Consider the following 21,709-nt stretch of genomic DNA (forward strand, 5'->3'; position numbering starts at 1 on the left):
GTCGAAAACTCCTTACTTCTTCGGCGTGTAGAACGGATTCGACACATCGCGCGCGGCCTTGAACACGGCTTCCTTGCGCGGCAGGCCTTCCATCGCGGCGATGATCGCGTTACGGCACGCGCGATAGTTGTTCTCGAATACGGCGTCGAGATCGTCGGTTTTCGGATTGACCCAGTTCGCCGACACGACGACCCAGTCGTTCTCCGCTTCCGGCGGCAGCGTGCCGTTTTCGAGCGATTCGGCGACCGCCTTCGCGATGCCCGCCTGCGATGCGCCCCACGTCGCGTTGCCGTGGAAATCGCCGTCGATCTGCGCCTTGTTGACATAGAGCGTGAGCGGCTTGGTCGGCACGCCCGGCTGCGCGATCACGACGAACGGCGCGTGCCCGGCGGACGGCGTCGCGAGCGCGGTCGCGAAAGCCTGACCGGCCGGGCCGTTGCGCGGGCCGACCAGCACGTTGATGTGCGCGAGATTGACGCCCGGCCCTTCGAAGCCTTCGCCGATGAACAGATTCTTTTCCATTGACTCCTTCCTTGTGTCCGCGTGATGTGTGCAGTTCAACCACCGTTGCGGTGGATGTGAGGCATTCTGCGGCGGGCGTCGCGCGGGGAGGAATCGACGATTTTTGAGGACCGGATTGATGAAAGCTCAACTCGGGAATCACCCGTAGGCGGGATAAGCGTCCCATAAGCTTCCAGCGCCCAAAATGTGAGTTTGTTCTGAATGCGGATTATTCCGGCGTGAGCGCGCCGCCGGGTCCGCTGACGCACATGTCTTCCATCGATCGCATCTCCCCGCTTCCCGTCACCGATGTCGCGTGGCGCTACTACGATCTCGCCAAATCGCGCGTGCAGATCCACGAACCGCCCGCGCCCGGCGAAGTCTTTCTGTGGCTGGTGCCGAGCGAATTCCGCTTCGCATCGGCATCGAATATCGGGAACTGGCTCAGTCCCGCCGAACGAAAACGCACGCGGCTGCATCCGAATTCCGCGCTCGGGCGGCGCTTTTCCGTCGCGCGCGCGACGCTGCGGCTCGTGCTTTCGCACATGTTCCATTGCGAGCCACACGAAGTGGGCGTCGAGGACGAACCGGACGATCGCATCGTCGTGACGCATCCGCATGACGACGGCCCGGTTCACGTCGATGTCGCGTATTCGGGCATCTGGATCGTGGTCGCGGTGGCATCGGCGAGAATAGGGCTTGGCTTGACGGTCGAATCGACGGGCGCGCATGACGCTGCCGCCAGACAATCGATGTGGGACGAAGCGGCGCGCATCGGCAAGTCGCGTGCGCAGCGCGGCGACACAGACGCCGACACAGACGCCGACTGGCACGGACTCACCTTGCCGATGCCCGGCGGCATCTGCGGCGTGCTCGTCCTGGACAAGCCCGTCGCGCGCGTGCAGGCGTTCGGCTGGGAACGGCCGCTCGAAGCGGAGGGCAACGCAACCGCGTCCTGAGCCCGCGAGCGCCGTGTAATCACGGATCGGGATCGGGAGAAAACAGGACATCATGGAATACACGGCGCTCGCACAACGCCACGCGGCCGCGATCATCGCGATCGCGCTCTTCGCCGGCCCGGCGCTCGCAGCGGTCGCGTGGGCCTTCGCCGCGCGCGGACGGCGCGCTTCCGGCGCGGCCGTCGCGGTTACGGCGGGCATCGTCAGCGCGACGGGAGCGGCGGTGTTCATCGCCATCGCGACGCGCATCGCGCATGGCACGGCGTTTTCATCGGCGGATCAGCGCATGGTCGACGCTCTGCGCGACGGCACGCCCGCATTCGCCGCGCGAGGATTCGCCGCGCTCACGCATCTCGGCGATCCCTGGTTCCTCACGCTGCTGTCGGCGCTCATGTGCGCGTGGCTGCTGCTGACGCGGCGCTTCGGTCTCGCTGTCTATTTCGCCGCGGTCACGAGCGCGGGCGGCCTGCTCAATCAGGCGCTCAAGTCGATGATGCGCCGCGACCGTCCCACCGGCGCGACCGTGCCGTTGCCCGAAAGCTTCGCGTTCCCGAGCGGACATACGTTCGGCTCGATCGTCTGCTACGGCATGTGCGCCTATGTGCTGCTGCGCCTCGCGCCGACGCGCCGCGATCCGCTCATCGTCGCGCTCGCGTGCTTCATCGTGCTGACGATCGGCGTGAGCCGCGTGGTGATGGGCGTGCATTTTCCCGGCGATGTGATCGGCGGTTTCGCGTCGGGCGGCGCGTGGCTCGCGGCGTGCATCGGCGCGGCGGAATTCGTGCGGCGACGTAGCCGGACGCTTTAGGATTAGTTCGATTGTTCCGCGCATCCGTAGACGTTAGTTTCAGACCTTTTGCGAGGCTGAAACGATGCTCGAATCGAAAGCGTATGGCGCGGTGGCCATGGCCCTGGTGCTGATCGGTCTGAACGGATGTTCGGCCTTCGTCAAGGATCCCGATCCGCAGGAATACATGAGCCGCGTAAAGGTCGGCATGACGCGCGCGGAAGTCGAGGACAGCCTCGGTCCGCCTGACGGAAACTGGGGACCGTGGCATTCGCTGTGCACCGAATACGCGTTCAAGAAGCACGGCACCGACCGCTGGTCCGTGTATTACAACAATCAGAATCGCGTGGTCTATACGGAGCACGCGGGCTGCACCGTCAAGCGGGCGAAGGAAGTCGGCCTGCGCTGAACGCCAGAAAAGACAAACCCCACGCGCCGTGGGGTTTGTCTTTTTATGAGCCTGAAATTCGACGCGTCAGTTCGCCGTCGGCCGCCACTTCAACAGACGCTGCTCGACCGCCGTCAGCAGATAATCCGCCGCGAGCGCGACGACCGCGAGCACGATCATCGCCGCGAACACGCCGCTCGCGTTGAACGCGCCCTGCGCGGTCGAGATCAGCAAGCCGATGCCCTGCTTCGATCCGAGAAACTCGCCGACGACCGCGCCGACCAGCGCGAAGCCGAAGCTGACGTGCAGGCTCGCGAGAATCCACGAAAGCGCCGACGGAATCACGACCGAGGTCGTCACCTGGCGTCGCGATGCGCCGAGAATCTGCGCGTTCGCGATCATGTAACGGTCGGCTTCGCGCACGCCCTGGAACGCGTTCGCGAACACGACGAAAAACACCATCACGACGGCGAGCGCGACCTTCGACGCCATGCCGAGACCCAGCGCTATCACGAACACCGAGCCGAGCACGACGCGCGGAATCGAATTGGCGATCTTGATGTAGATGCTGAACACATCCGACAGCAGCTTGTTGCGGCCCAACACGATGCCGCAGAAAATGCCGCCGGCCGAACCGATCAGAAAGCCGAGAATCGTCTCTTCGAGCGTCACCCAGACTTGCGTGAGCAGCGGTCCTTGCGACGTGCCGTCGACGAACCATTCGACGATCTGATCGAAGATCGCGGACGGCATCGAGAAGAAGAACGGATCGATCCAGTGCAGGCGCGCCGAGAGTTCCCAGCCGCCGAGCACGAACACGAGCACCGCGATACGCAGCCCGATGACGAGCGCATTGCGCTGCCTGATGCGCTTTTGCGCTTCGCGTTCGACTTGCGCGAGCGTGCCGGGATCGATGCCCGAGGGCATCGTTTGTTGAGGCGTGGACATAGTGATGTTCCTTTGAGGCGGGTTCAACCGATCTGCACTTCTTCGCGCAGGTCGTGCCAGATATCGCGCGAAATTTCGATGAAGCGCGGGTGATAGCGAATCTCCGACGTGATGCGCGGACGCGGCAGGTCGATCTCGTAGACCTTCTTGAGCGTCGCGGGGCGCGCCGTCAGCACGAACACGCGGTCCGCGAGCGCGATCGCTTCTTCGAGATCGTGCGTGACGAACACGACCGAGCCCGCATTCGCCGACCAGAGCTGCAGCAATTCGTCCTGCATCAGCGTGCGCGTCTGCATGTCGAGCGCGGAGAACGGCTCGTCCATCAACAGGATTTCGGGCTTGTTGATGAACGTCTGCGCGAGCGCGACGCGCTTTCGCATGCCGCCCGACAACTGATGCGGATAGTGCTTGCCGAACTTGTCGAGACCGACGCGGCGCAGCCACGACTGCGCTTCGTCGTAAGCGGCGGACTTCGAGCGGCCGCGATACAGCGGGCCGGCTGCGACGTTGTCGAGCACCGAGCGCCACGGAAACACGGCATCCGCCTGAAAGACGAAGCCGATGCGGGGATCGATGCCATCGACCGGCTGGCCCATCACGCGCACTTCGCCCGTCGTCGGCTTGAGCAGACCGGTAATCATGCTGAGCGTCGTGGATTTGCCGCAGCCGGTCGGCCCGACGATCGCGACGAATTCGCCCTTCGCGACCGACATGCTGAAATCGCGCAGCGCGACCGTCGCCTTGCCGTCCGGCGAGATGAAGCGGCACGATACGTGGCGCAGTTCGATCGCGGGTTGATTCGATTGATTCATCGTGAAAGCCTCACTTCGACGCGGTCGCCGTGCCCGACACGTACTCGTTCGAATACGTGCGCGCGAGATCGATATGCTTGCCCTTCACCGACGGATTGAACGCGGCGAGCACCTTCAGAACGGTTTCGGGACCGTCGGCGGGCATCTTGCCGTCCTTCGTGAACATCGGCAGCGAGGCTTTCAGCGCGCCCACGTACAGGTCCTTGTTTTTCGCGTAGTAGTCCTTCGGCATCTTCTCGGTGATTTCTTCGGCGCTATGCGTCGCGATGAAATTCAGCGTCTTCGCAAACGCGCGCGCGAGCTTCGCGGCTTCGGGCTTGTGCGCTTCGGCCCACGCGCGCTGCACGTAGAAGCTCGACGCCGGATACGTGCCGCCGAGCGCGGCGCGCGTGCCTTCGAGCGTGCGCATGTCGACGAGCACCTTCGCCTCGCCGGTCTTGATCAACTGCGAGACGGTCGGCTCGGTCGTCATGCCCGCATCGATGCGCTCCTGCTTGATCGCTGCGATGAAGCTCGCGTCCGCGCCCACCGGCAGCAGCGTGTATTCCTTCGACGTGACGCCCGCGCGCTGCGCGAGATATTGCGTCAGAAAGCTCGTCGACGAGCCGAGGCCAGTCACGCCGAGCGTCTTGCCTTTCACGTCGGCCATGCTCTTGATCTTGTCGGCCTGCTTCGTCGAGACCAATTCGACTTCGCCCGGCACCTGACCGAAGATCACGAGCGCCTGGACTTCCTTGCCCTTGCTTTGCAGATCGATGGTGTGATCGTAGAAGCCGACGACGCCTTGCACCGCGCCGGCCAGCAATTCGTTCTCGGCATCGACGCCCGCGGGTTGCGACAGGATCTCGACGTCGAGCCCTTCGTCCTTGAAATAGCCGAGTTGCTCGGTGAGCTTCGCGGGCAGATAGATGATCTTGGTTGCGCCGCCGACCATGATCGAAATCTTTTCGGCGTGAGCGGATACGGAAGCGGCGGCGAGGGCGAAAGCGATACCGGACACAGCAGCGATCTGGCGCAGAGTACGCATCAGGAGTCTCCTTAATGTGGGCCGTGAAGTTGGGAATGGCCCGCTTTTTCAGTTGTGCGGCGATTATAGGAACGCGAAACCTTCTGCCAGCTTTCTGCGACGATGCGAAATCATGGGTGTTAACCCGATGCTTTATCGTTCGTCGAAGCCAATACAATCGCGCCACCATGAAACTGCTGTTGATCGAAGACAATCCGACGCTTTCGCTCTGGCTCGCGAAGATGCTGGAACAGGAGTCGTTCACGCTCGAAACCGTGCAGGATGGCGAATCCGCCGATCAGCTCCTGCGCGCAAATCTTTACGACGTCGTGCTGCTCGACCTGAACCTTCCGCGTCTTTCCGGCAAGAACGTGCTGCGCCGCATGCGTCAACGCGGCGACGCAACGCCGGTGATGATCCTCACGGCGAGCGGTTCCATCGACGAGAAGGTGGAGTTGCTCGGCGCGGGCGCGGACGATTACCTGGTGAAGCCTTTCGAAGTGCGAGAGCTCGTCGCGCGCGTGAAGGTGATGATCCGGCGGCGCAGTTCATCGACGGCGAACGAGGTGTCGTGCGGCGATCTCGTGTTCGATATCGACACGCGCCAGTTCACGCTCAAAGGCGCGCCGCTCAACGTGACGCCGCGCGAACGCAGCGTGCTCGAAGCGCTGATCCTGCGTCTCGGCAAGACGGTGTCGAAGGCGTCGCTGCTCGATACGATCTTCACGCACGAAGACAGCCCGAGCGAAGACGCGCTCGAAATCTACGTCTCGCGGCTGCGCAAGAAGCTCGATGGCAGTTCGGCGGCGATCGTCACGCTGCGTGGTCTCGGCTATCTGCTGCGCAAAAAGGACGATGACCAATAGCCTGCGCGTCCGTCTTCTATGGTGGCTGCTCGTGCCGCTCGCGATCTACGTGTTCGTGACAGGCAAAGCCGCCTACGACAACGCGCGTCACACCGCCGATCTCGTGCAGGAGAACACGCTGCTTGCATCGGCGCGGATGATCGCGGGCGAGGTCGAATGGTCGGACGGACGCTTGCTCGTCGATATTCCGCCGGCCGCGCTCGAAGTGTTCGCGTCGCCGCAGGGCGATCAGGTGTTCTACAACGTGAGCGTCGACGATGGCCGTCTGCTCGCTGGTGTGCCCGATTTCCCGACGCGCGACGCCGCCGGCCACGACGCGCCCGATTACTACGACGCCGATCTCCACGGCAAGCCGATACGCGCCGTCGGCTTCGTGCGCCAGATGTACGACAACGGCGCGATTCGCCGCGTGCTGGTGTCGGTCGGCAAGACGCAGGCTTCGCGCGATGCGATGGTGCGCGAGCTATGGCGTCCGCAGCTCGTGCGGCAGATCGAGATGGTGTTGCTGGCCGTGGCGCTCGCCTGCATCGGACTGACGTTCGAGCTGCGGCCGCTGCTGAAGGTGAAGAAAGAAGTGATGGACCGCGATCCGATGCAGCTCGAGCCGCTGCGCGTGGAGCGCTTGCATACGGAGTTGCGGCCGATCGTCGATGCGATCAATCAGTGCATCGCGCGGCTCGGGCTTCAGGTCGCGGCGCAGCGGCGTTTCATCGCGGATGCGGCGCATCAGTTGCGCACGCCGCTCACGCTGCTGGAGACGCAATTGCAGTTCGCGCGGCAGCATCGCGCGATGGAGCCGTCGCTGAATGAAACGCTCGCGGCGATGCAGCGAAGCAATCGTTCGATGGTCGGTCTCACCAACAAGCTGTTGCTGCTCGCGCAGGCCGAAGCCGCGGACTACGCGCAACTCGCGCGGCAGAAGGTGGATCTTGCCGCCATCGCGCAGGACGTGATCGAGGATCTGGCGATGTTCGCGCAGAAGCGCGAGATCGATCTCGGCGCGGAGCTGGTTGAATCGGCGTGGATCATCGGCCATGAAGGGTTGTTGTCGGCGCTCGTGTACAACGTCGTCGAGAATGCGATTCGCTATACGCAGCCGGGCGGGCACGTGACCGTTGCCGTCATGCGCGATGCGCAACGCGTGACGCTCACCGTCATCGACGATGGCCCCGGTATTCCCGCCGAAGCGCGCAGTCGCGTGTTCGAGCCGTTTTATCGCGCATCGGCGGATACGGAAGGAACCGGCCTCGGCCTCGCGATTGCGAAGGAGATCGTGTTGGCGCATCGCGGGCAGATCGTGCTGGCGCAGCGCGAGCATCCGGATCGTGGGGTGGTCGTGACGGTGCGCTTCACGCATCTTTCGTAAATGCTATGGAATGACCAAACGAATTTCACGGCTGCTTTGAAAATATACTTCTCGTTTGCAGCGAAACTATCGCAGCAGGAGAAGAAGATGAGACGGATCGGCGCGTGCCTATTCGCATTATTGTTAGCAATGCTGCTTGGCGCATGCGGCGGAGGCGACGGCGCATCCGATGCCGTGAATTCATCCGCGAAAGATGCCCAGATGAATGGGACGAACAAGGGTTTCGCATTATCGACGGTCATCTGGAAGCAGTTTCCGATCAACGTGTGCTGGGATCTGAGCAACACCGATTTCGCGATGTACGCCAATCAACGCAGTTGGAGTCAGCTCGCGGTTCAGCAAAGCTGGGAGGCGCATTCGGGCGTCGTATTCGCGGGATGGCAGCAATGCACCAACGCGCCGAACTATTACGGCATTCGAATATCGGTCGAGGATAGCGCCAAGGCGGGACCGCATACGCAAGGTCTCGGGACGCAGATCAACAATGTCGCCGGCGGCATGGTCTTCAACTTCACGTTCAGAAACTGGAGTACGAGTTGCATCGGACGCGAGGAGTATTGTGTTCGCGCCATCGCCGCGCACGAGTTCGGTCATGCGCTGGGATTCGCGCATGAGCAGAATCGGCCGGACACGCCATCGACGACATGCAAGGAGCCCGCGCAAGGCACTTACGGCGACACGATGATCGGCGCGTGGGATCTGGCGTCGATCATGAATTACTGCAATCCGCAATGGAACGGTAACGGACAGTTGAGCGCGACGGATATCGCGATGGCGCAGATGTTTTATGGGGCACCGGCCGTCACGCAGACCGTCGCGGCGCAGACGGCGCGCTGAAAGCCGACGGGTCGCCAGAAAATCCGGCGGTTTGCGGGCTTCGATTTTGGATCCAAAATCCTTGATTCAATTTTGACATGGGCGCACAATCACCCCCACGCCGCACCCAACGCTGCCGACGGAGCCCCCATGACCGACCGAGCCAATGCCGTTGCGAACCCCTATGCCGCGAGCGACAGCCCGCGGGTCTCATCGAAAACCAGCCGTGCAGTCACCGCCGCCGTCATCGGCAATATCCTCGAATGGTTCGATTTCGGCACGTACGCGTTCCTCGCGACCGTCATCGCCAAAGTGATGTTCCCCACCGGCGACGACTTCGCCGCCATGCTCGGCACATTCGGCGCATTCGGCCTGGGCTTCGCGGCGCGTCCGCTCGGCGCGATCATCTTCGGCTGGCTCGGCGACAAGAAAGGCCGCAAGTGGACGCTCACCTTCGTCATGCCGCTCATGGCCGCCGCGACGCTCTTCATGGCGCTGCTGCCGTCGTATGCGGCCATCGGCATATGGGCGCCGATCCTGCTCGTCGCGGCGCGCATGCTGCAAGGCATTTCCGTCGGCGGCGAGCTGGGCAACGCGGTCGCGTTTCTCGTCGAATGGGCGCCGCCGAACAAGCGCGGCTTCTACGGCAGCTTCCAGCAATGCAGCACCCTCGGCGGCATGCTGCTCGGCTCGGGCGCGGCCGCGCTCATGACGACGCTGCTCTCGCCTCAAGCGATGCTCGATTGGGGCTGGCGCGTGCCGTTCATCATCGGTGCGATCGTGATCGGGCCGATCGGCTGGATCATCAGAAAGCGCAGCGAGGAGACGCCCGCGTATCAAAGCGCAAGCGACGAAGCGCCGAAGGCCAAAGGCCGCGCGCCCGCGCTGCTCGGTCTGCAGGCGTGCGGGCTCGTGATCGTGTGGACGGTCTCGCTCTACGTGCTGCTCAACTATCTGCCGTCGTTCACGACGAAATACGTCGGCATGCATCCGTCGACGGCGCTGTGGCTCAACACGGCGGGCCTCATCGCGATGACCGCGTCGATTCCGTTCTGGGGCGCGGCGTCGGATCGCTTCGGCCGCAAGCCGATCTATGCGATCGGCTGCATCGCGTTTCTCGTGCTGCCGTATCCGATCTTTCACTTGATGCTCACGTACAAGTCGGCGGCGATCGTCGGCGCGGTGCAGGTGCTGGGCGGCGTCGTCATCGGCATATTTTCGGGTGTGGGGCCGGCCGTGCTCTCCGAACTTTTCCCGACGAAAATCCGCACGACGTGGATGTCGATCGGCTACGGCATCGCCAACGCGGTGTTCGGCGGTTTCGCGCCGATGATCTCCATCGCGCTCATCAAGGCAACCGGCTCGCCGCTTTCGCCCGCGTATTTCGTGATGCTCGCGGCGTTGCTTTCGACGATCACGGTCGCCACCATCAAGGAGACGGCGCACGCGCCGCTGCAATAAACATGCGCTGGAATCGCACGCTTACCGTAGTGAACTGCCACGCCGAAGGCGAAGTCGGCAATGTCGTGACCGGCGGCGTCTTCGACGTGCCCGGCGCCACGATGTTCGACAAGATGATGCACCTCGAAGAAGTGCGCGACGACTTGCGGCGCATCTGCATCTTCGAGCCGCGCGGCTCGGCGAATCAGACCGTCAACTTCATCTTGCCCGCGACCGATCCGCGCGCGCAGATGGGCTACGTGATCGCGGAATCGACCGAATATCCGGCGATGTCCGGCTCGAACACGATGTGCGTCGCGACCGTGCTGCTCGAAACCGGCATCTTGCCGATGACCGAGCCCGTCACCGAACTCGTGCTCGAAGCGCCCGCGGGCCTCATCCATCTTCGCTGCTCGTGCGCGAACGGCAAGGTCACGAAGGTCGAGTTCACGAACCAGCCCGCGTTCGCGAATCATCTCGACAAGACGATCGAGGTCGAAGGCATCGGCAGTTTGACCGTCGATGTCGGCTATGGCGGCATGACGTATGTGATCGTCGATGCGGAGAAACTCGGCTTTCGCATCACGCCCGATGAAGCGCGCGAACTGTGCGAGCTGGGGCAAGTCATCAAGGCCGCGGCGGGGGCGCAGTTGCCTTCGCCGCATCCGCTCAATCCGCTCATCAAGGGCATCACGATGACCGAGTTCGTCGGCCCGATTTCGCGCGAGAACGGCGTGCTGAAATCGCGCAACACGGTGATCGTGTCGCCGGGACGCTGCGATCGTTCGCCGTGCGGCACGGGCACGTCCGCGCGGCTCGCGGTCATGCACGCGAAAGGGCTGATCGATGTCGGCGAGACGTTTCTGCACGAGTCGATCATCGGATCGGTGTTCGAAAGCCGCATCGAGTCCACGACGCGTCTAGGCGATGTTCCCGCCGTCGTGCCCGTCGTCGCGGGACAGGCGTGGATCACGGCGATCTCGCAGGTCGGCGTCGATCCGACCGATCGCTTCCAGACCGGCTTCACGCTCGCCGACACATGGTGCGAAGCCGTCGACGACAAGCTCATCAAATCGCGCGTGAGTTCGCAACGTGGCGAGTGAAGACATGACGGACGTCATCGTGATCGGCGCGGGCATCGTAGGACTCGCGTGCGCGTGGGCCGCGTTGCGCGAGGGCGCGCGCGTGACGCTCGTCGATCGCGATTTCGAAGGCGATCGCGCATCGCACGGCAATGCGGGCGGCATCGCGGTGACGGAGAGCACGCCGATCGCCGTGCACGGCATGTTCACGAAGGCCGCGAAATGGCTGATGGACCCGCTCGGGCCGCTCGCGCTCGACTGGAAGCATGTGCCGAAGGCGCTGCCGTGGTTCATGGCGTTTCGCCGCGCGAGCGAGCCGGCGCGCTTTCGGGCGATCTCGCATGCGCTTTCGCTGCTCAACAACCGCGTCTACGACGACATCCTGCCGATGTTCGACGATATCGGCGCAAGCGCGATGCTGTATCGGCGGGGCGCGCTCACGGTCTATGAAACCGATGCAGCCTTCGCCGCCGATCAGCCCGAATGGTCCTTCAAGCGCGAACTCGGCGCGCGCTGGCACGCGTTGAGCGCGCAGCAAGTGCGCGAATGCGAGCCGTCGCTCGCGCCGGTCTTCAGGCATGGCGTGTTCCTCGACGACTGGTCGCATATCGGCGATCCGCGCCGCATCGTCACGCTATTGCGCGAGCGCGTGCGTGCGCTCGGCGCGCGCTTCGTGACGGGCATCGCGCGCGCCATCGACGCGCCGGAATCCGTCGTGCTAGACGACGGCACGCGCGTCAACGGACGACGCATCGTGATCGCGGCGGGCGCATGGTCGGCGGCGCTCGCGAGGTCGATCGGCGATAGCGTGTTGCTCGAAAGCGAACGCGGCTACAACGCGACGCTGCCAAAGCACGGCGTCGCACTGACGCGCGAAGTGATCTTCGCGGAGCGCAAGTTCGTGGCGACGCCGCTCGATATTGGCTTGCGCATCGGCGGCGCGGCGGAGTTCGCGGGCATCGACGCGCCGCCGAACTATCGTCGCAGCGACGCGTTGCTCGAACTGGGCAAGCGCTTCATCCAAGGCATCGACGATACGGATGCCGTGAAATGGATGGGCCATCGCCCCGCGACGCCCGACTCGCTGCCGGTGATCGGCGCATCGCCGCGCATGCCGTCGGTCGTCCATGCATTCGGGCACGGTCATCTCGGCCTCACGCAATCGGCGACGACCGCCGCGCTCGTCGCCGATGTACTCGCGGGACGCACGCCGCGCGTGCCGCTCACGCCTTACTCGATCGCACGTTTCTAAATTGGAGGAGCAAACATGCAAGTGAACTGGAAAGGCGTATTCCCCGCCGTGACGACGAAGCTCAAGCAGGACGGCTCGCTCGATCGTGACGCTATCGTGAACGGCCTGAACCGTCTGATCGACAACGGTGTCGGCGGCGTCGTGATGATGGGCATGGTCGGCGAGAACGCGCAGCTCACGCCCGAGGAAAAGCGCACGGTGCTGAAGATCGCGGTCGAAACCGTGAACGGGCGCGTGCCTGTGATCTCGGGACTGGCGGAACTGAACACGGCCAACGCGATGCAGTTCGCGAAAGACGCGGAAGCCATCGGCGTGCAAGGGCTGATGGTGTTTCCGGGCCTCACGTATCGATCGGACGATCGCGAGACCGTCGAATACTATCGGTCGATTGCGCGCTCGACGAAGCTCGGGCTCATGATCTACAACAATCCGCGCGGCTATGGCGTCGATATGCGGCCGGACTTGCTCGCGCAACTCGCGGATGAACCCAACGTCGTCGCGATCAAGGAAGAGACCTACGACACGACGCGCGTCACCGATCTCTACGCGCGCTTCGGCGACCGCTTCGTCGTGTTCTGCGGCGTCGACGATCTGATCGTGGAATCCGTCGCGCTCGGCGTGAAGGGCTGGGTTTCCGGCATGGCCAACGCGATGCCGAAGGAATCCGTCGATCTGCTGAATTACGCGGTCAACGGCGAATACGACAAGGCGCGCGCGCTCTATCGCGCGTTGATCGACTTGTTCCATCTCGACACGCACGTCAAGCTCGTGCAGTACATCAAGCTCGCGGAGAACATCACGGCGGGTTATCCGGAGTACGTGAAAGCGCCGCGCCTCTTGCTCGAAGGCGCGGAACGGCAGCGGACCATCGAGATCGTCGAGAAGGCGATCGCCAACGTGCGGGCGCTCGCGCAATGAAATCGACGTTCTTCTGCATCGACGGACACACATGCGGCAATCCGGTGCGCGTCGTCGCGGGCGGCGCGCCGCCGCTCGAAGGCGCGAACATGATCGAACGGCGCGCGCACTTCCTGCGCGAGTTCGACTGGATACGCACCGCGCTCATGTTCGAGCCGCGCGGCCACGAAGTGATGTCCGGCAGCATTCTCTATCCGCCGACGCGCGCCGACTGCGATCTCGCGATTCTCTTCATCGAAGTGAGCGGATGCCTGCCGATGTGCGGGCACGGCACCATCGGCACGGTGACGACGGCCATCGAAAACGGACTCGTGCGGCCGCGCGAGCCGGGCGTGCTGCGGCTCGACACGCCCGCCGGTCTCGTGATCGCGCGTTACAGGATGAACGGCGAGCATGTCGATTCGGTGCAGCTCGTCAACGTGCCTTCGTTTCTGCATTCGCAAGACTTGTCCGTCGACGTCGAGGGCCTGGGCGAGATTCGTTTCGATGTCGCGTATGGCGGCAACTTCTACGCGATCGTCGAGCCGCAGCGCGACTACGAAGGGCTGCACGCGCTGAAGCCATCGGACATTCAGCGTCTGAGTCCGATCCTGCGTCAGAAGGCGAACGAAAAGTACGCGTTCGTGCATCCGGAAAACGATGCGATACGCGGCCTCAGTCACGTCATGTGGACGGGCGAGCCGACGGTGGAAGGCGCGAGCGCGCGCAACGCGGTGTTCTACGGCGACAAAGCCATCGACCGCTCGCCGTGCGGCACGGGCACGTCGGCGCGCATGGCGCAGCGTGTCGCGAAAGGGCAGTTGAAGATCGGCGAGCGCTTCGTGCATGAAAGCATCATCGGCACCTTGTTCGAAGGCGTGCCGATGGAAGCGGCGCGCGTCGGCGAATACGATGCGATCGTGCCGGCCATCGAAGGATGGGCGCGCGTGACGGGCCACAACACGATTTTCGTCGATGACCGCGATCCGCTCGCGCACGGATTCCTGCTGAAATAACGGAGAAAACGCATGCTGATTCTGAAGAACGCCCGCGTGCTCGACGCCGACCACGAACGCGACGACGGCCGCTATTCCATCGTCATCGACGGCGATACGATCCGCGAAGTCACGCGCGAACCGGTCGAGGCGAGCGGCGCGCAAGTGATCGATGTCGGCGGCAAGACGGTGATGCCCGGCATGATCGATTGCCATGTGCATGTCATTGCATCGGTCGCGCATCTCGGCAACAACAGCCGTCTGCCGAACACGTTCGCCGTGCTGCGCGCCGTGCCGATCCTCGCGGGCATGCTCGATCGCGGCTTCACGACCGTGCGCGATGCGGGCGGCGCGGACTATGCGCTGTCGCGCGCGATCGAAGACGGCGTGATCGCGGGGCCGCGCTTGTTCGTCGCGGGCAAGGCGCTTTCGCAGACGGGCGGCCACGGCGATTTTCGCGAGCGCTTCGACAACGCCGATCCGGACCCGTGCGGCTGCAATCGCAACATGGGCGCGATCGGGCGCGTGGTCGACGGCGTCGACGAAATGCGCAAGGCCGTGCGCGAGGAGATGCGCGCGGGTGCGAATCACATCAAGATCATGGCGTCGGGCGGCGTGGCTTCGCCGACCGATCCCATCGGCAATCTGCAATTCTCCGTCGACGAAGTGAAGGCCGCCGTCGAAGAAGCGGAATCGCATCAGACGTATGTGATGGCGCATGCGTACACCGCGAAGGCGATTGCGCGTGTCGTGAAGCTCGGCGTGCGCACGATCGAGCACGGCAATCTGATCGATGAAGATGCCGCGCGCGTGATGGCCGAACACGGCGCCTACGCGGTGCCGACGCTCGTCACCTATGACGCGATGTCAAAGGTCGGCGCGCAAATGGGCCTCGCGCAAGACACGCTCGACAAGAATGAATCGGTGCGCAAGCGCGGTCTCGAAGCGCTCGCGATGCTGCACGAACGCGGCGTGAAGATCGGCCTCGGGAGCGATCTGCTCGGCGACATGCATCAGTATCAAAGCGATGAGTTGTCGATACGCGCGAATATCGTCGGCGCCTTCGAGGCGATTCGTCAGGCGACGGCCATCGGCGCGGAGATCGTCAACATGAAGGGCAAGCTCGGCGTCGTCGCGGCGGGCGCGTACGCGGATTTGCTCGTCGTCGATGGCGATCCGCTGAAGGATATTCGCGTGCTGACAGGGCAGGGCGAGCGCATCGCGGGCGTGATGAAAAACGGTGCGTGGGTACGCGAGAAGTTGCTGTGAACACGCGTGTTACGATGCCGCACCTTCACGCCTAAGCCGATAAAACATGTCTCCGGTCGCCGCCAAATCCCTTCGAAAAGAGAGCGACTCCACGCACAGGATCGTGCGCACGACGACGGTCGAACTCGTCACGACCGCGATCCGGCAACGCATTCTGTCGGGCGATCTCGCGCCGGGCGAAGTGCTGCGCCAGGAAGCGCTCGCCGATGAACTCGGCGTGAGCCGCGTGCCGATCCGCGAAGCGATCACGCGGCTTACCGGAGAAGGGTTGCTGACGAAGGTGCCGCACAAGGGCGCGTATGTCGCGGAGCTGTCGATCGAAGAAGTGCAGGAGACGTTCGAAATCCGCATTCGGCTGGAGCCGTGGCTCTTTTCGCAGGCGATCCCGCATATCACCGATGCCGAGATCGCGAAAGCCGAAAAGCTCGTCGCCGAAATGGATACCGCCGATTCGGGCGTCTGGGGCCAGTTGAACTGGCGTCTGCACGAGACGCTTTATCTGCCGGCGCGGCGCGACATCACATTGCAGATGCTGCGCGTGCTGCACGATCGCAGCGACCGCTATTTCCGCTTTCAGGTGGTGCAGGTGCCGATCCGCGAGCAGTCGCACGAAGAGCACATGAACCTGATAGACGCATGCAAGAAGCGCGATGCGAAGCTCGGCGCGAAGCTGCTGGAACAGCACGTCAAGACGGCGGCGCAGCAGATCATCTCGGTCGTGGAGACGATCATGTCGCGTCAGGGTTGAGGACGAGCCGCACGCTCGCCGCATCGCGCGCATCGATTTCGATGTGAGCATCGCCGGCGGCGGCGATGTGCGCGAACGCGGTTTCATCGACCATCACGACGGGCACGTTCGACGCATAGAGTTCGTTCGCGACGATCGCGCCGATCGACAGAATCAGATCGCGCTCCGCGAGCACGATGCCCGCGGGCCCGGTGCCGTTGCGCAACGCTTCGGCGAGCACGCTGCTGCTCGAACTCGATCCGCGCGCACGCGGCATCACGAGAATGCGCGACGCGAGACTTTGGCCGTGACCGGGATGCGTCGCATCGACGATCAGGCCGCGCTCAGCGTCGTAACCGCCCCAGAAGCTGAGCGGCGGCAACGCGATTCCCGACGCGCGCGCGTGGCCCGGAACGAGCGTGACGGCCTCAAACGTGTTCATCGATGCACACCTTTCCTTCGAACGCCGATCGCACGCATTCGCTCATGCTGCCGAACGCGACCGTCACGCCGATATTCGCCGGCGCGTAATGCGCCCATTTGCCCGAGTTGGTCATCACGAGGCCGCTCACCTGCTTCATCACCGGCGTGATGTACGTGCAGGTATCGACGACGATCTGCACGCCGCGTGCCGCGAGCTTCTGCGCAATGCCTTCTTCCTCGAGTTGCCACAGCACGAAGCGGCTCGTGTTCACGTAGATATCGCAGCGCGGCGCGCCGTCGTGACGCCCCATGAGCGCGGCAAGCGTGCGAAATTCATCGACGGAAAAGTGCGGCGTGCCGAGGCTCACCGCGGCGAGCGCATCGCCGGGTTTCGCGTGCGACCAACGCGCGCGCACGTCGTGAAGATCGGCTGCGCTGACGGCAATCGTGCGTTCGGGCGCGCGGCCCTGAAGCGCGGCATCGAGCGTGGCGGCTTCCGGCGTGATGCCGACCGCATGGAACAGCGCCACCGATCCGCTCGATGCCGCCGCCGCGCCTAGCGCTTTGAGTTCGTCTTCGGTGGTGTCGCCGGGCAGGCCGGTGATCGCGGCGACCGTCGCGCCGGCAATGCCGCCGAGCAGAAAGCCGAGCGCGGCGAAATCGGCATCGCGATGCGGCGACGCGCGCAGATCGGGCGCGGCGATCACGATGCGCGCCGCGCGATTCGCCGTCACATGCAGGCCCGCATCCGGCACGCGCGCGGTGATGGCGGCGGCGAGATCGAGGAAATCGCCGTAACGGCTCGTGCGCGCGCCGAGCACGGAGTTCGCGAAAACGATCGCATTCGATTCGGCCCACGCGATCTGATCGCCCAGCTTCGGACGATGCTTCAATTGATACGGCGCGCAGGTGAAGCTGGCTTCGCATCCGAGTTCGAGATGCGCCTGCATGAGCCGCTTGCCCGCGCTCGCGATACCGGCGTCGCCGCGAAAGAGTTCCGGGTGAATGAGATCGAGCGAGCCGACATTGAGCGTGGTCGGCACGGCGACCTTCGCGCCGCTCGCGACGAAGCGCTCGACGAAATCGAGACTCGCCGCGCCGTGATACAGACAGCCGTCGATATGCGCGCCCGAGATATCGATGAGCGCATCGGCATCCATGACGCGCGCCGTCGCCGCGACGATACGCATCGCGAGCGCGAGGCCATCGCCGAAATCGCCGTTGAGCATGGCGGTGTCGCGTGGGGAAAGTGTGAGCATCGGATTCGCTGACGCAGCGCGGAGGGATGTCAGCGCAGTCTACCCGAAGCGGGTGGCGCGGCGCGTTCGCGCGTCTGGCCTACTGGCAAGATTGCAAAACTTCTAAATGCGGAGGCGGGCAGTCATGGGCGTATTGAGCGGGATAAAGGTTCTGGAATTCGAGGCGATCGGTCCTGCGCCGTTCGGCTGCATGTTGCTCGCCGATATGGGCGCGGACGTGCTGCGTATCGATCGGGCCGTCGCGCCCGGCGATCTCGGACCGAAGGTCAGCGGCAAGCACAAGAATCTGACAGGGCGCGGCCGGCGCTCGGTCACGCTCGATCTGAAAAAGCGCGAATCGGCCGATGCCGCGCTCGAACTGATGTCGAAGGCGGATGTCGTCATCGAAGGATTCCGTCCGGGCACGATGGAGCGTCTCGGCCTCGGCCCGGACGCCGCGCTCGCGCGCAATTCGAAGCTCGTCTACGGACGCATGACCGGTTGGGGACAGACGGGGCCGCTCGCGCAAAGCGCCGGGCACGATCTGAACTACGTCGCGTTGTCGGGCGTGCTGTCGGGAATCGGCCGCGCGGGCGAAGCGCCGGTGCCGCCGCTCAACCTCGTCGGCGATTATGGCGGCGGCGGCATGCTGCTCGCGCTCGGCGTCGTGGCGGCGCTTCTCAACGTGCAGCGCGGCGGCGCGGGTCAGGTCGTCGATGCCGCGATGATCGAAGGCGCCGCGCAACTCGGCACGACCGTCTGGGGCTTGATCGCATCGGGCAACTGGCGCGAGACGCGCGAAAGCAATCTGCTCGATGGCGGCACGCCGTGGTACGACAGCTATCGCACCCGCGACGGGCATTACATGTCGGTCGGTGCAGTGGAGGCGCGCTTCTATGCGGAACTGCTGCAGAAGCTCGGGCTCGCCGATGCCGGTTTGCCAGCGCAGCACGATCGCGCCGGATGGCCCGTGCTGAAGGCGCGGTTCACGGCGGCTTTTGCCGAGCGCACGCGCGACGAATGGTGCCGCGTGTTCGATGGCAGCGATGCGTGCGTCGCGCCCGTGCTCGGCTTCTCGGAAGCGCCGGCGCACGCGCATCATCGGGCGCGCGGAAGCTTCGTCGAGTTCGATGGCGTCGTACAGCCCGCGCCCGCGCCGCGCTTTTCCGCGACGCCATCCGCGATCTCGCGCCCCGCGCCGCAACGCGGCGAAGGCGGGCGCGATGCACTTCGGGATTGGGGGTTGAACGACGCGGAACTGACGCGTTTGCGCGCGAGCGGATTGGGATTCAACGCGGAAGACTGACCGGCGGGACGAGCGGCCGCGTGGAGCGCGGCCGCTGTGGCAGGATTACCTTTGTCCGAATCGCCGGACGAAGCAATAGAAAATCCACGGATGAATCTTCAGCATCGCCATGACGATCGACAGTTTCGGCCGACTGTCCGAATACATGCCGAGCAAATGCGCCATGCGCAACTTTTCCGACACGCTGCGTAGAATCGGCTTCGCCGAACCGTAAGTCGGCGCCTTCATCGCCGCCTGAAACGCAATTGTGCGATACGCATAGATGTACTTCAACCGGAACAGCAGACGCCGGTAATTCGGTATAGGCATCGACGCCGTTAGTCTCTCCACGCGATCGACAATCGCAAAGAGATCCACGATCCTCGGATTGAAGCGCGTCGAAATTCCCGCTTCCCGATACATATACGCGTACAAGGTATCGGGCATCAGCCGCACGATTTTCGACTTCCCGAGCGTCTGGACCGAGACGACGATATCCTCGTAAATCAGTCCGGTCGGATGTTCCACGGAGAGAAAAATCGAACGGCGCACGAGTTTGTTGCAGCAATACGCCTGCAAGGACAAATCGAGGATTTTCTCGACCGCCTGCATGCCGCTGATAACGGCGTCGCCCGTCTCGATGCGGTAATTGACCTTGCCATCCGGCGTCAGATTCTCGGCGGCGAAGACCACGACGTCTGCATTGTGCTTGTCGGCTTCCTGGATGACACGGCGAATGGTGTCGTGATGAATGTGATCGTCACTGTCGACGCACAAAACGTATTCGCCACGCGCCGCCATTGCGGCGATTTTGCGGGTTTCGGCCAGTCCTTTGTTCTTGAGATTCTTGATGAGTTTCCACGATATTCTGTTTTGCTTTTCCAGAATGCGTGAAGTCATTTCGCCGGATCGATCAGGACTGCTGTCGTCGACGGCAATAATCTCAAAGTCGGTGGAGGTTTGTGACAATAGCGAGTCGAGGCATTCTTCAATGTACGGCTCGACTTTGTACACGGGCAGCAGGACACTGATTTTTGGCGGTGCTTGCATGTATTGTCAGTCCCAGCTTCGAGACCTTTTTCAGTAGAACGGCTTAGGGATTCTACTTGGTGCATCGCATGCACGCATCAGGGTCATTGACTATTGCCAAACCGGTGCATGGTTCAATTCAGCAGATTTTCCCTGTTATATCTTGTTTCAACAAGAACTTAATACTTCAGTTCTCCTGCTATTCACGAATTAATGACCGGGCTGACGCGAAGGCGGTCAATTATGGACTTCGAAATCTTATCGCGTTCCCATGGCGATAAAAAGCAAAAAGGCACGTTCGGCTCTATCCGAACGTGCCAAAGAGAAGCAGCCACTCCAAGGAAAATCGATCGCTCTACTGCAAGTTGCCCGCAACCGCCACCGTCTGGCCGGTAATGTAATTCGACTCGGGCGAGCAGAACAGATAAACGCCGCCCGCGGCTTCTTCCGGCGTGCCGCCACGACCGAGCGGATTGCGCTGTGCGTGCGTCTTCAGCATGTCGGCGTTGAGGCCGACACGGATGTCGCGCCCGTCGATCTTCACGGTCTGCGCCTGCTCCGTGCTCACGGTCATGCGCGTATGGATGAGCCCGAAAGCCACGGCGTTGACGTTCACGTTGAAGCGGCCCCATTCGCGCGCCAGCGCGCGCGTCATCCCGATCACGCCCGCTTTCGCCGACGAGTAGTTCATCTGACCGGCGTTACCGTTCAGCGCGGACGTCGACGAAATGTTCACGATCTTGCGGTAATTGTCGCGTCCGGCTTCCTTGTCGGCGGCGTGCAGCGCCTTGATGTGCGGATACGCGGCGCGCAGGATGCGAAACGGCGCGGTCAGATGGCAATCGAGCACCGCGTACCATTGCTCGTCGGTCATCTTCTGCACGACGTCGTCCCAGGTGAAACCAGCGTTATTCACGATGATGTCGATGCCCTTGAACGAATTCATCGCCGTGCCGATGAACCGGTCCGCAAAATCCGGCGCGGATACGTTACCGACACACGCCACCGCTTCCGTGCCTTGCTTGCGCAGCAGTTCCACGGTTTCCTGCGCGGGTTCGGCATCGAGATCGTTGATGACGAGGTGCGCGCCTTCGCTCGCGAGCTTCATCGCGATCGCCTGACCGATGCCGCGTCCCGAGCCGGTTACCAATGCCACTTTGCCTTCGAGCTTTCCCATGATGTCTTCCTGATGATTGAAGTCAGAGCGCGATCACCGCGTCGCCGAGCACGCGCGGTTCGCCATATTGATTGACGGTCTGGATCTCGAGCCGCACGCGGCGTTCGCCGTCGGCTTCGAATTTTTCGGTGACCTTGCCCGTGCACGTCACGACATGCCCGAGCTGCGTGATGCCGACAAAGCGCACGCCGAACGCACGAAGCTGCCGTTGCTCCACCCACGACGTCAACAGCCGGCCGAGCCAGGCCATCGACAACATGCCGTGCGCGAACACGTCCGGCACGCGGGCGCGCCGCGCATAGTCGGTGTCGATGTGAATGGCGTTGTGATCGCCCGATGCGCCCGCGAACAGCGCGAGCATCGTGCGGTCGACGGGCGGAAGGGTGAGCGGCGGCAAGCTGTCGCCGATCTGGATCGAATCGAAATTGATGGTGCTCATTCGCATT

Annotated in this window: 23 protein-coding genes; 14 read left to right on the forward strand and 9 right to left on the reverse strand. The window is 63.3% G+C overall.

What is annotated here, in order from left to right:
* Nucleotides 1–12 precede the first annotated feature (12 nt).
* The gene (gene fae, locus QCE58_RS18005) at nucleotides 13–522 is read right to left on the reverse strand and encodes a formaldehyde-activating enzyme (RefSeq protein WP_008347281.1); all 510 of its coding nucleotides are present in this window, start codon (nucleotides 520–522) and stop codon (nucleotides 13–15) included.
* A 248-nt stretch (nucleotides 523–770) separates the two neighbouring features.
* Between fae and QCE58_RS18010 the strand changes: the two genes are divergently transcribed.
* From QCE58_RS18010 to QCE58_RS18020, 3 genes are all read left to right on the forward strand, one after another.
* Nucleotides 771–1,460 carry a hypothetical protein gene (locus tag QCE58_RS18010; RefSeq protein WP_250522147.1) on the forward strand — a complete coding sequence of 230 codons (690 nt, stop codon included), beginning with the start codon at nucleotides 771–773 and terminating at the stop codon, nucleotides 1,458–1,460.
* A gap of 52 nt (nucleotides 1,461–1,512) precedes the next feature.
* A complete protein-coding gene (locus tag QCE58_RS18015) occupies nucleotides 1,513–2,268 on the forward strand; it encodes a phosphatase PAP2 family protein (protein WP_250522148.1) in 756 nt (251 codons plus the stop codon).
* A 64-nt stretch (nucleotides 2,269–2,332) separates the two neighbouring features.
* Entirely contained in the window at nucleotides 2,333–2,656 is a 324-nt protein-coding gene (locus QCE58_RS18020) for an outer membrane protein assembly factor BamE (protein ID WP_250503473.1), read from the forward strand.
* 66 nt (nucleotides 2,657–2,722) lie between these two features.
* Here the strand turns inward: QCE58_RS18020 and QCE58_RS18025 are convergent, their stop codons facing one another.
* Genes QCE58_RS18025 through QCE58_RS18035 form a run of 3 tightly spaced genes read right to left on the reverse strand, consistent with a single transcriptional unit; the run spans nucleotide 2,723 to nucleotide 5,422 of the window.
* Nucleotides 2,723–3,583: an ABC transporter permease gene (locus tag QCE58_RS18025; protein ID WP_008347288.1), complete on the reverse strand. Its 861-nt coding sequence runs from the start codon at nucleotides 3,581–3,583 to the stop codon at nucleotides 2,723–2,725.
* Between the two features lie 23 nt (nucleotides 3,584–3,606).
* Entirely contained in the window at nucleotides 3,607–4,395 is a 789-nt protein-coding gene (locus QCE58_RS18030; protein WP_008347290.1) for an ABC transporter ATP-binding protein, read from the reverse strand.
* Nucleotides 4,396–4,405: 10 nt separating this feature from the next.
* On the reverse strand, nucleotides 4,406–5,422 hold the full coding sequence (locus QCE58_RS18035; protein WP_250441162.1) for an ABC transporter substrate-binding protein: 1,017 nt from the start codon (nucleotides 5,420–5,422) through the stop codon (nucleotides 4,406–4,408).
* Between the two features lie 167 nt (nucleotides 5,423–5,589).
* On the opposite strand from QCE58_RS18035, the gene QCE58_RS18040 reads away from it, so the two are divergent.
* The 10 genes from QCE58_RS18040 (at nucleotide 5,590) to QCE58_RS18085 (ending at nucleotide 16,132) form a co-directional block, all read left to right on the forward strand.
* A complete protein-coding gene (locus QCE58_RS18040; RefSeq protein WP_008347294.1) occupies nucleotides 5,590–6,267 on the forward strand; it encodes a response regulator transcription factor in 678 nt (225 codons plus the stop codon).
* Nucleotides 6,257–7,633: a sensor histidine kinase gene (locus QCE58_RS18045; RefSeq protein WP_250522149.1), complete on the forward strand. Its 1,377-nt coding sequence runs from the start codon at nucleotides 6,257–6,259 to the stop codon at nucleotides 7,631–7,633. Before QCE58_RS18040 ends, QCE58_RS18045 begins: the two co-directional genes overlap by 11 nt.
* 201 nt (nucleotides 7,634–7,834) lie before the next feature.
* Nucleotides 7,835–8,470 carry a M12 family metallopeptidase gene (locus QCE58_RS18050; protein ID WP_250522150.1) on the forward strand — a complete coding sequence of 212 codons (636 nt, stop codon included), beginning with the start codon at nucleotides 7,835–7,837 and terminating at the stop codon, nucleotides 8,468–8,470.
* 129 nt (nucleotides 8,471–8,599) lie between these two features.
* On the forward strand, nucleotides 8,600–9,910 hold the full coding sequence (locus tag QCE58_RS18055; protein ID WP_250522151.1) for an MFS transporter: 1,311 nt from the start codon (nucleotides 8,600–8,602) through the stop codon (nucleotides 9,908–9,910).
* Nucleotides 9,911–9,912: 2 nt separating this feature from the next.
* Nucleotides 9,913–10,992 (forward strand): proline racemase family protein, encoded by a 1,080-nt coding sequence (locus QCE58_RS18060; protein ID WP_250522152.1) that lies wholly within the window; start codon nucleotides 9,913–9,915, stop codon nucleotides 10,990–10,992.
* Between the two features lie 4 nt (nucleotides 10,993–10,996).
* The gene (locus QCE58_RS18065) at nucleotides 10,997–12,223 is read left to right on the forward strand and encodes an FAD-binding oxidoreductase (protein WP_008347305.1); all 1,227 of its coding nucleotides are present in this window, start codon (nucleotides 10,997–10,999) and stop codon (nucleotides 12,221–12,223) included.
* Nucleotides 12,224–12,238: 15 nt separating this feature from the next.
* A complete protein-coding gene (locus QCE58_RS18070; protein WP_008347307.1) occupies nucleotides 12,239–13,141 on the forward strand; it encodes a dihydrodipicolinate synthase family protein in 903 nt (300 codons plus the stop codon).
* Nucleotides 13,138–14,136 (forward strand): 4-hydroxyproline epimerase, encoded by a 999-nt coding sequence (locus QCE58_RS18075; protein WP_008347309.1) that lies wholly within the window; start codon nucleotides 13,138–13,140, stop codon nucleotides 14,134–14,136. Before QCE58_RS18070 ends, QCE58_RS18075 begins: the two co-directional genes overlap by 4 nt.
* 12 nt (nucleotides 14,137–14,148) lie before the next feature.
* Nucleotides 14,149–15,384, forward strand: a complete 1,236-nt coding sequence (locus QCE58_RS18080; RefSeq protein WP_008347310.1) for an amidohydrolase family protein — start codon at nucleotides 14,149–14,151, stop codon at nucleotides 15,382–15,384.
* Nucleotides 15,385–15,430: 46 nt separating this feature from the next.
* Nucleotides 15,431–16,132: a GntR family transcriptional regulator gene (locus QCE58_RS18085; protein ID WP_175982040.1), complete on the forward strand. Its 702-nt coding sequence runs from the start codon at nucleotides 15,431–15,433 to the stop codon at nucleotides 16,130–16,132.
* Here QCE58_RS18085 and QCE58_RS18090 read toward each other — a convergent pair.
* Both QCE58_RS18090 and QCE58_RS18095 read right to left on the reverse strand, forming a co-directional pair.
* The gene (locus QCE58_RS18090) at nucleotides 16,113–16,553 is read right to left on the reverse strand and encodes an aconitase X swivel domain-containing protein (protein ID WP_250458066.1); all 441 of its coding nucleotides are present in this window, start codon (nucleotides 16,551–16,553) and stop codon (nucleotides 16,113–16,115) included. The genes QCE58_RS18085 and QCE58_RS18090 overlap by 20 nt on opposite strands.
* On the reverse strand, nucleotides 16,540–17,793 hold the full coding sequence (locus QCE58_RS18095) for an aconitase X catalytic domain-containing protein (protein WP_008347313.1): 1,254 nt from the start codon (nucleotides 17,791–17,793) through the stop codon (nucleotides 16,540–16,542). Before QCE58_RS18095 ends, QCE58_RS18090 begins: the two co-directional genes overlap by 14 nt.
* A 124-nt stretch (nucleotides 17,794–17,917) precedes the next feature.
* On the opposite strand from QCE58_RS18095, the gene QCE58_RS18100 reads away from it, so the two are divergent.
* The gene (locus QCE58_RS18100; protein WP_175982038.1) at nucleotides 17,918–19,078 is read left to right on the forward strand and encodes a CaiB/BaiF CoA-transferase family protein; all 1,161 of its coding nucleotides are present in this window, start codon (nucleotides 17,918–17,920) and stop codon (nucleotides 19,076–19,078) included.
* 45 nt (nucleotides 19,079–19,123) lie between these two features.
* On the opposite strand, the gene QCE58_RS18105 is transcribed toward QCE58_RS18100, so the two are convergent.
* From QCE58_RS18105 to QCE58_RS18115, 3 genes are all read right to left on the reverse strand, one after another.
* Complete coding sequence (locus QCE58_RS18105; protein WP_250522153.1) at nucleotides 19,124–20,107, reverse strand: glycosyltransferase family 2 protein; 984 nt, start codon at nucleotides 20,105–20,107, stop codon at nucleotides 19,124–19,126.
* Between the two features lie 334 nt (nucleotides 20,108–20,441).
* Nucleotides 20,442–21,263: an SDR family NAD(P)-dependent oxidoreductase gene (locus tag QCE58_RS18110; protein WP_250522154.1), complete on the reverse strand. Its 822-nt coding sequence runs from the start codon at nucleotides 21,261–21,263 to the stop codon at nucleotides 20,442–20,444.
* Between the two features lie 22 nt (nucleotides 21,264–21,285).
* Nucleotides 21,286–21,702, reverse strand: a complete 417-nt coding sequence (locus QCE58_RS18115) for a MaoC family dehydratase (protein ID WP_008347317.1) — start codon at nucleotides 21,700–21,702, stop codon at nucleotides 21,286–21,288.
* Between the last annotated feature and the right edge of the window lie 7 nt (nucleotides 21,703–21,709).

It is taken from the genome of Caballeronia sp. LZ028 (assembly GCF_031451415.1).
In the GTDB taxonomy this organism is placed as follows: domain Bacteria; phylum Pseudomonadota; class Gammaproteobacteria; order Burkholderiales; family Burkholderiaceae; genus Caballeronia; species Caballeronia zhejiangensis.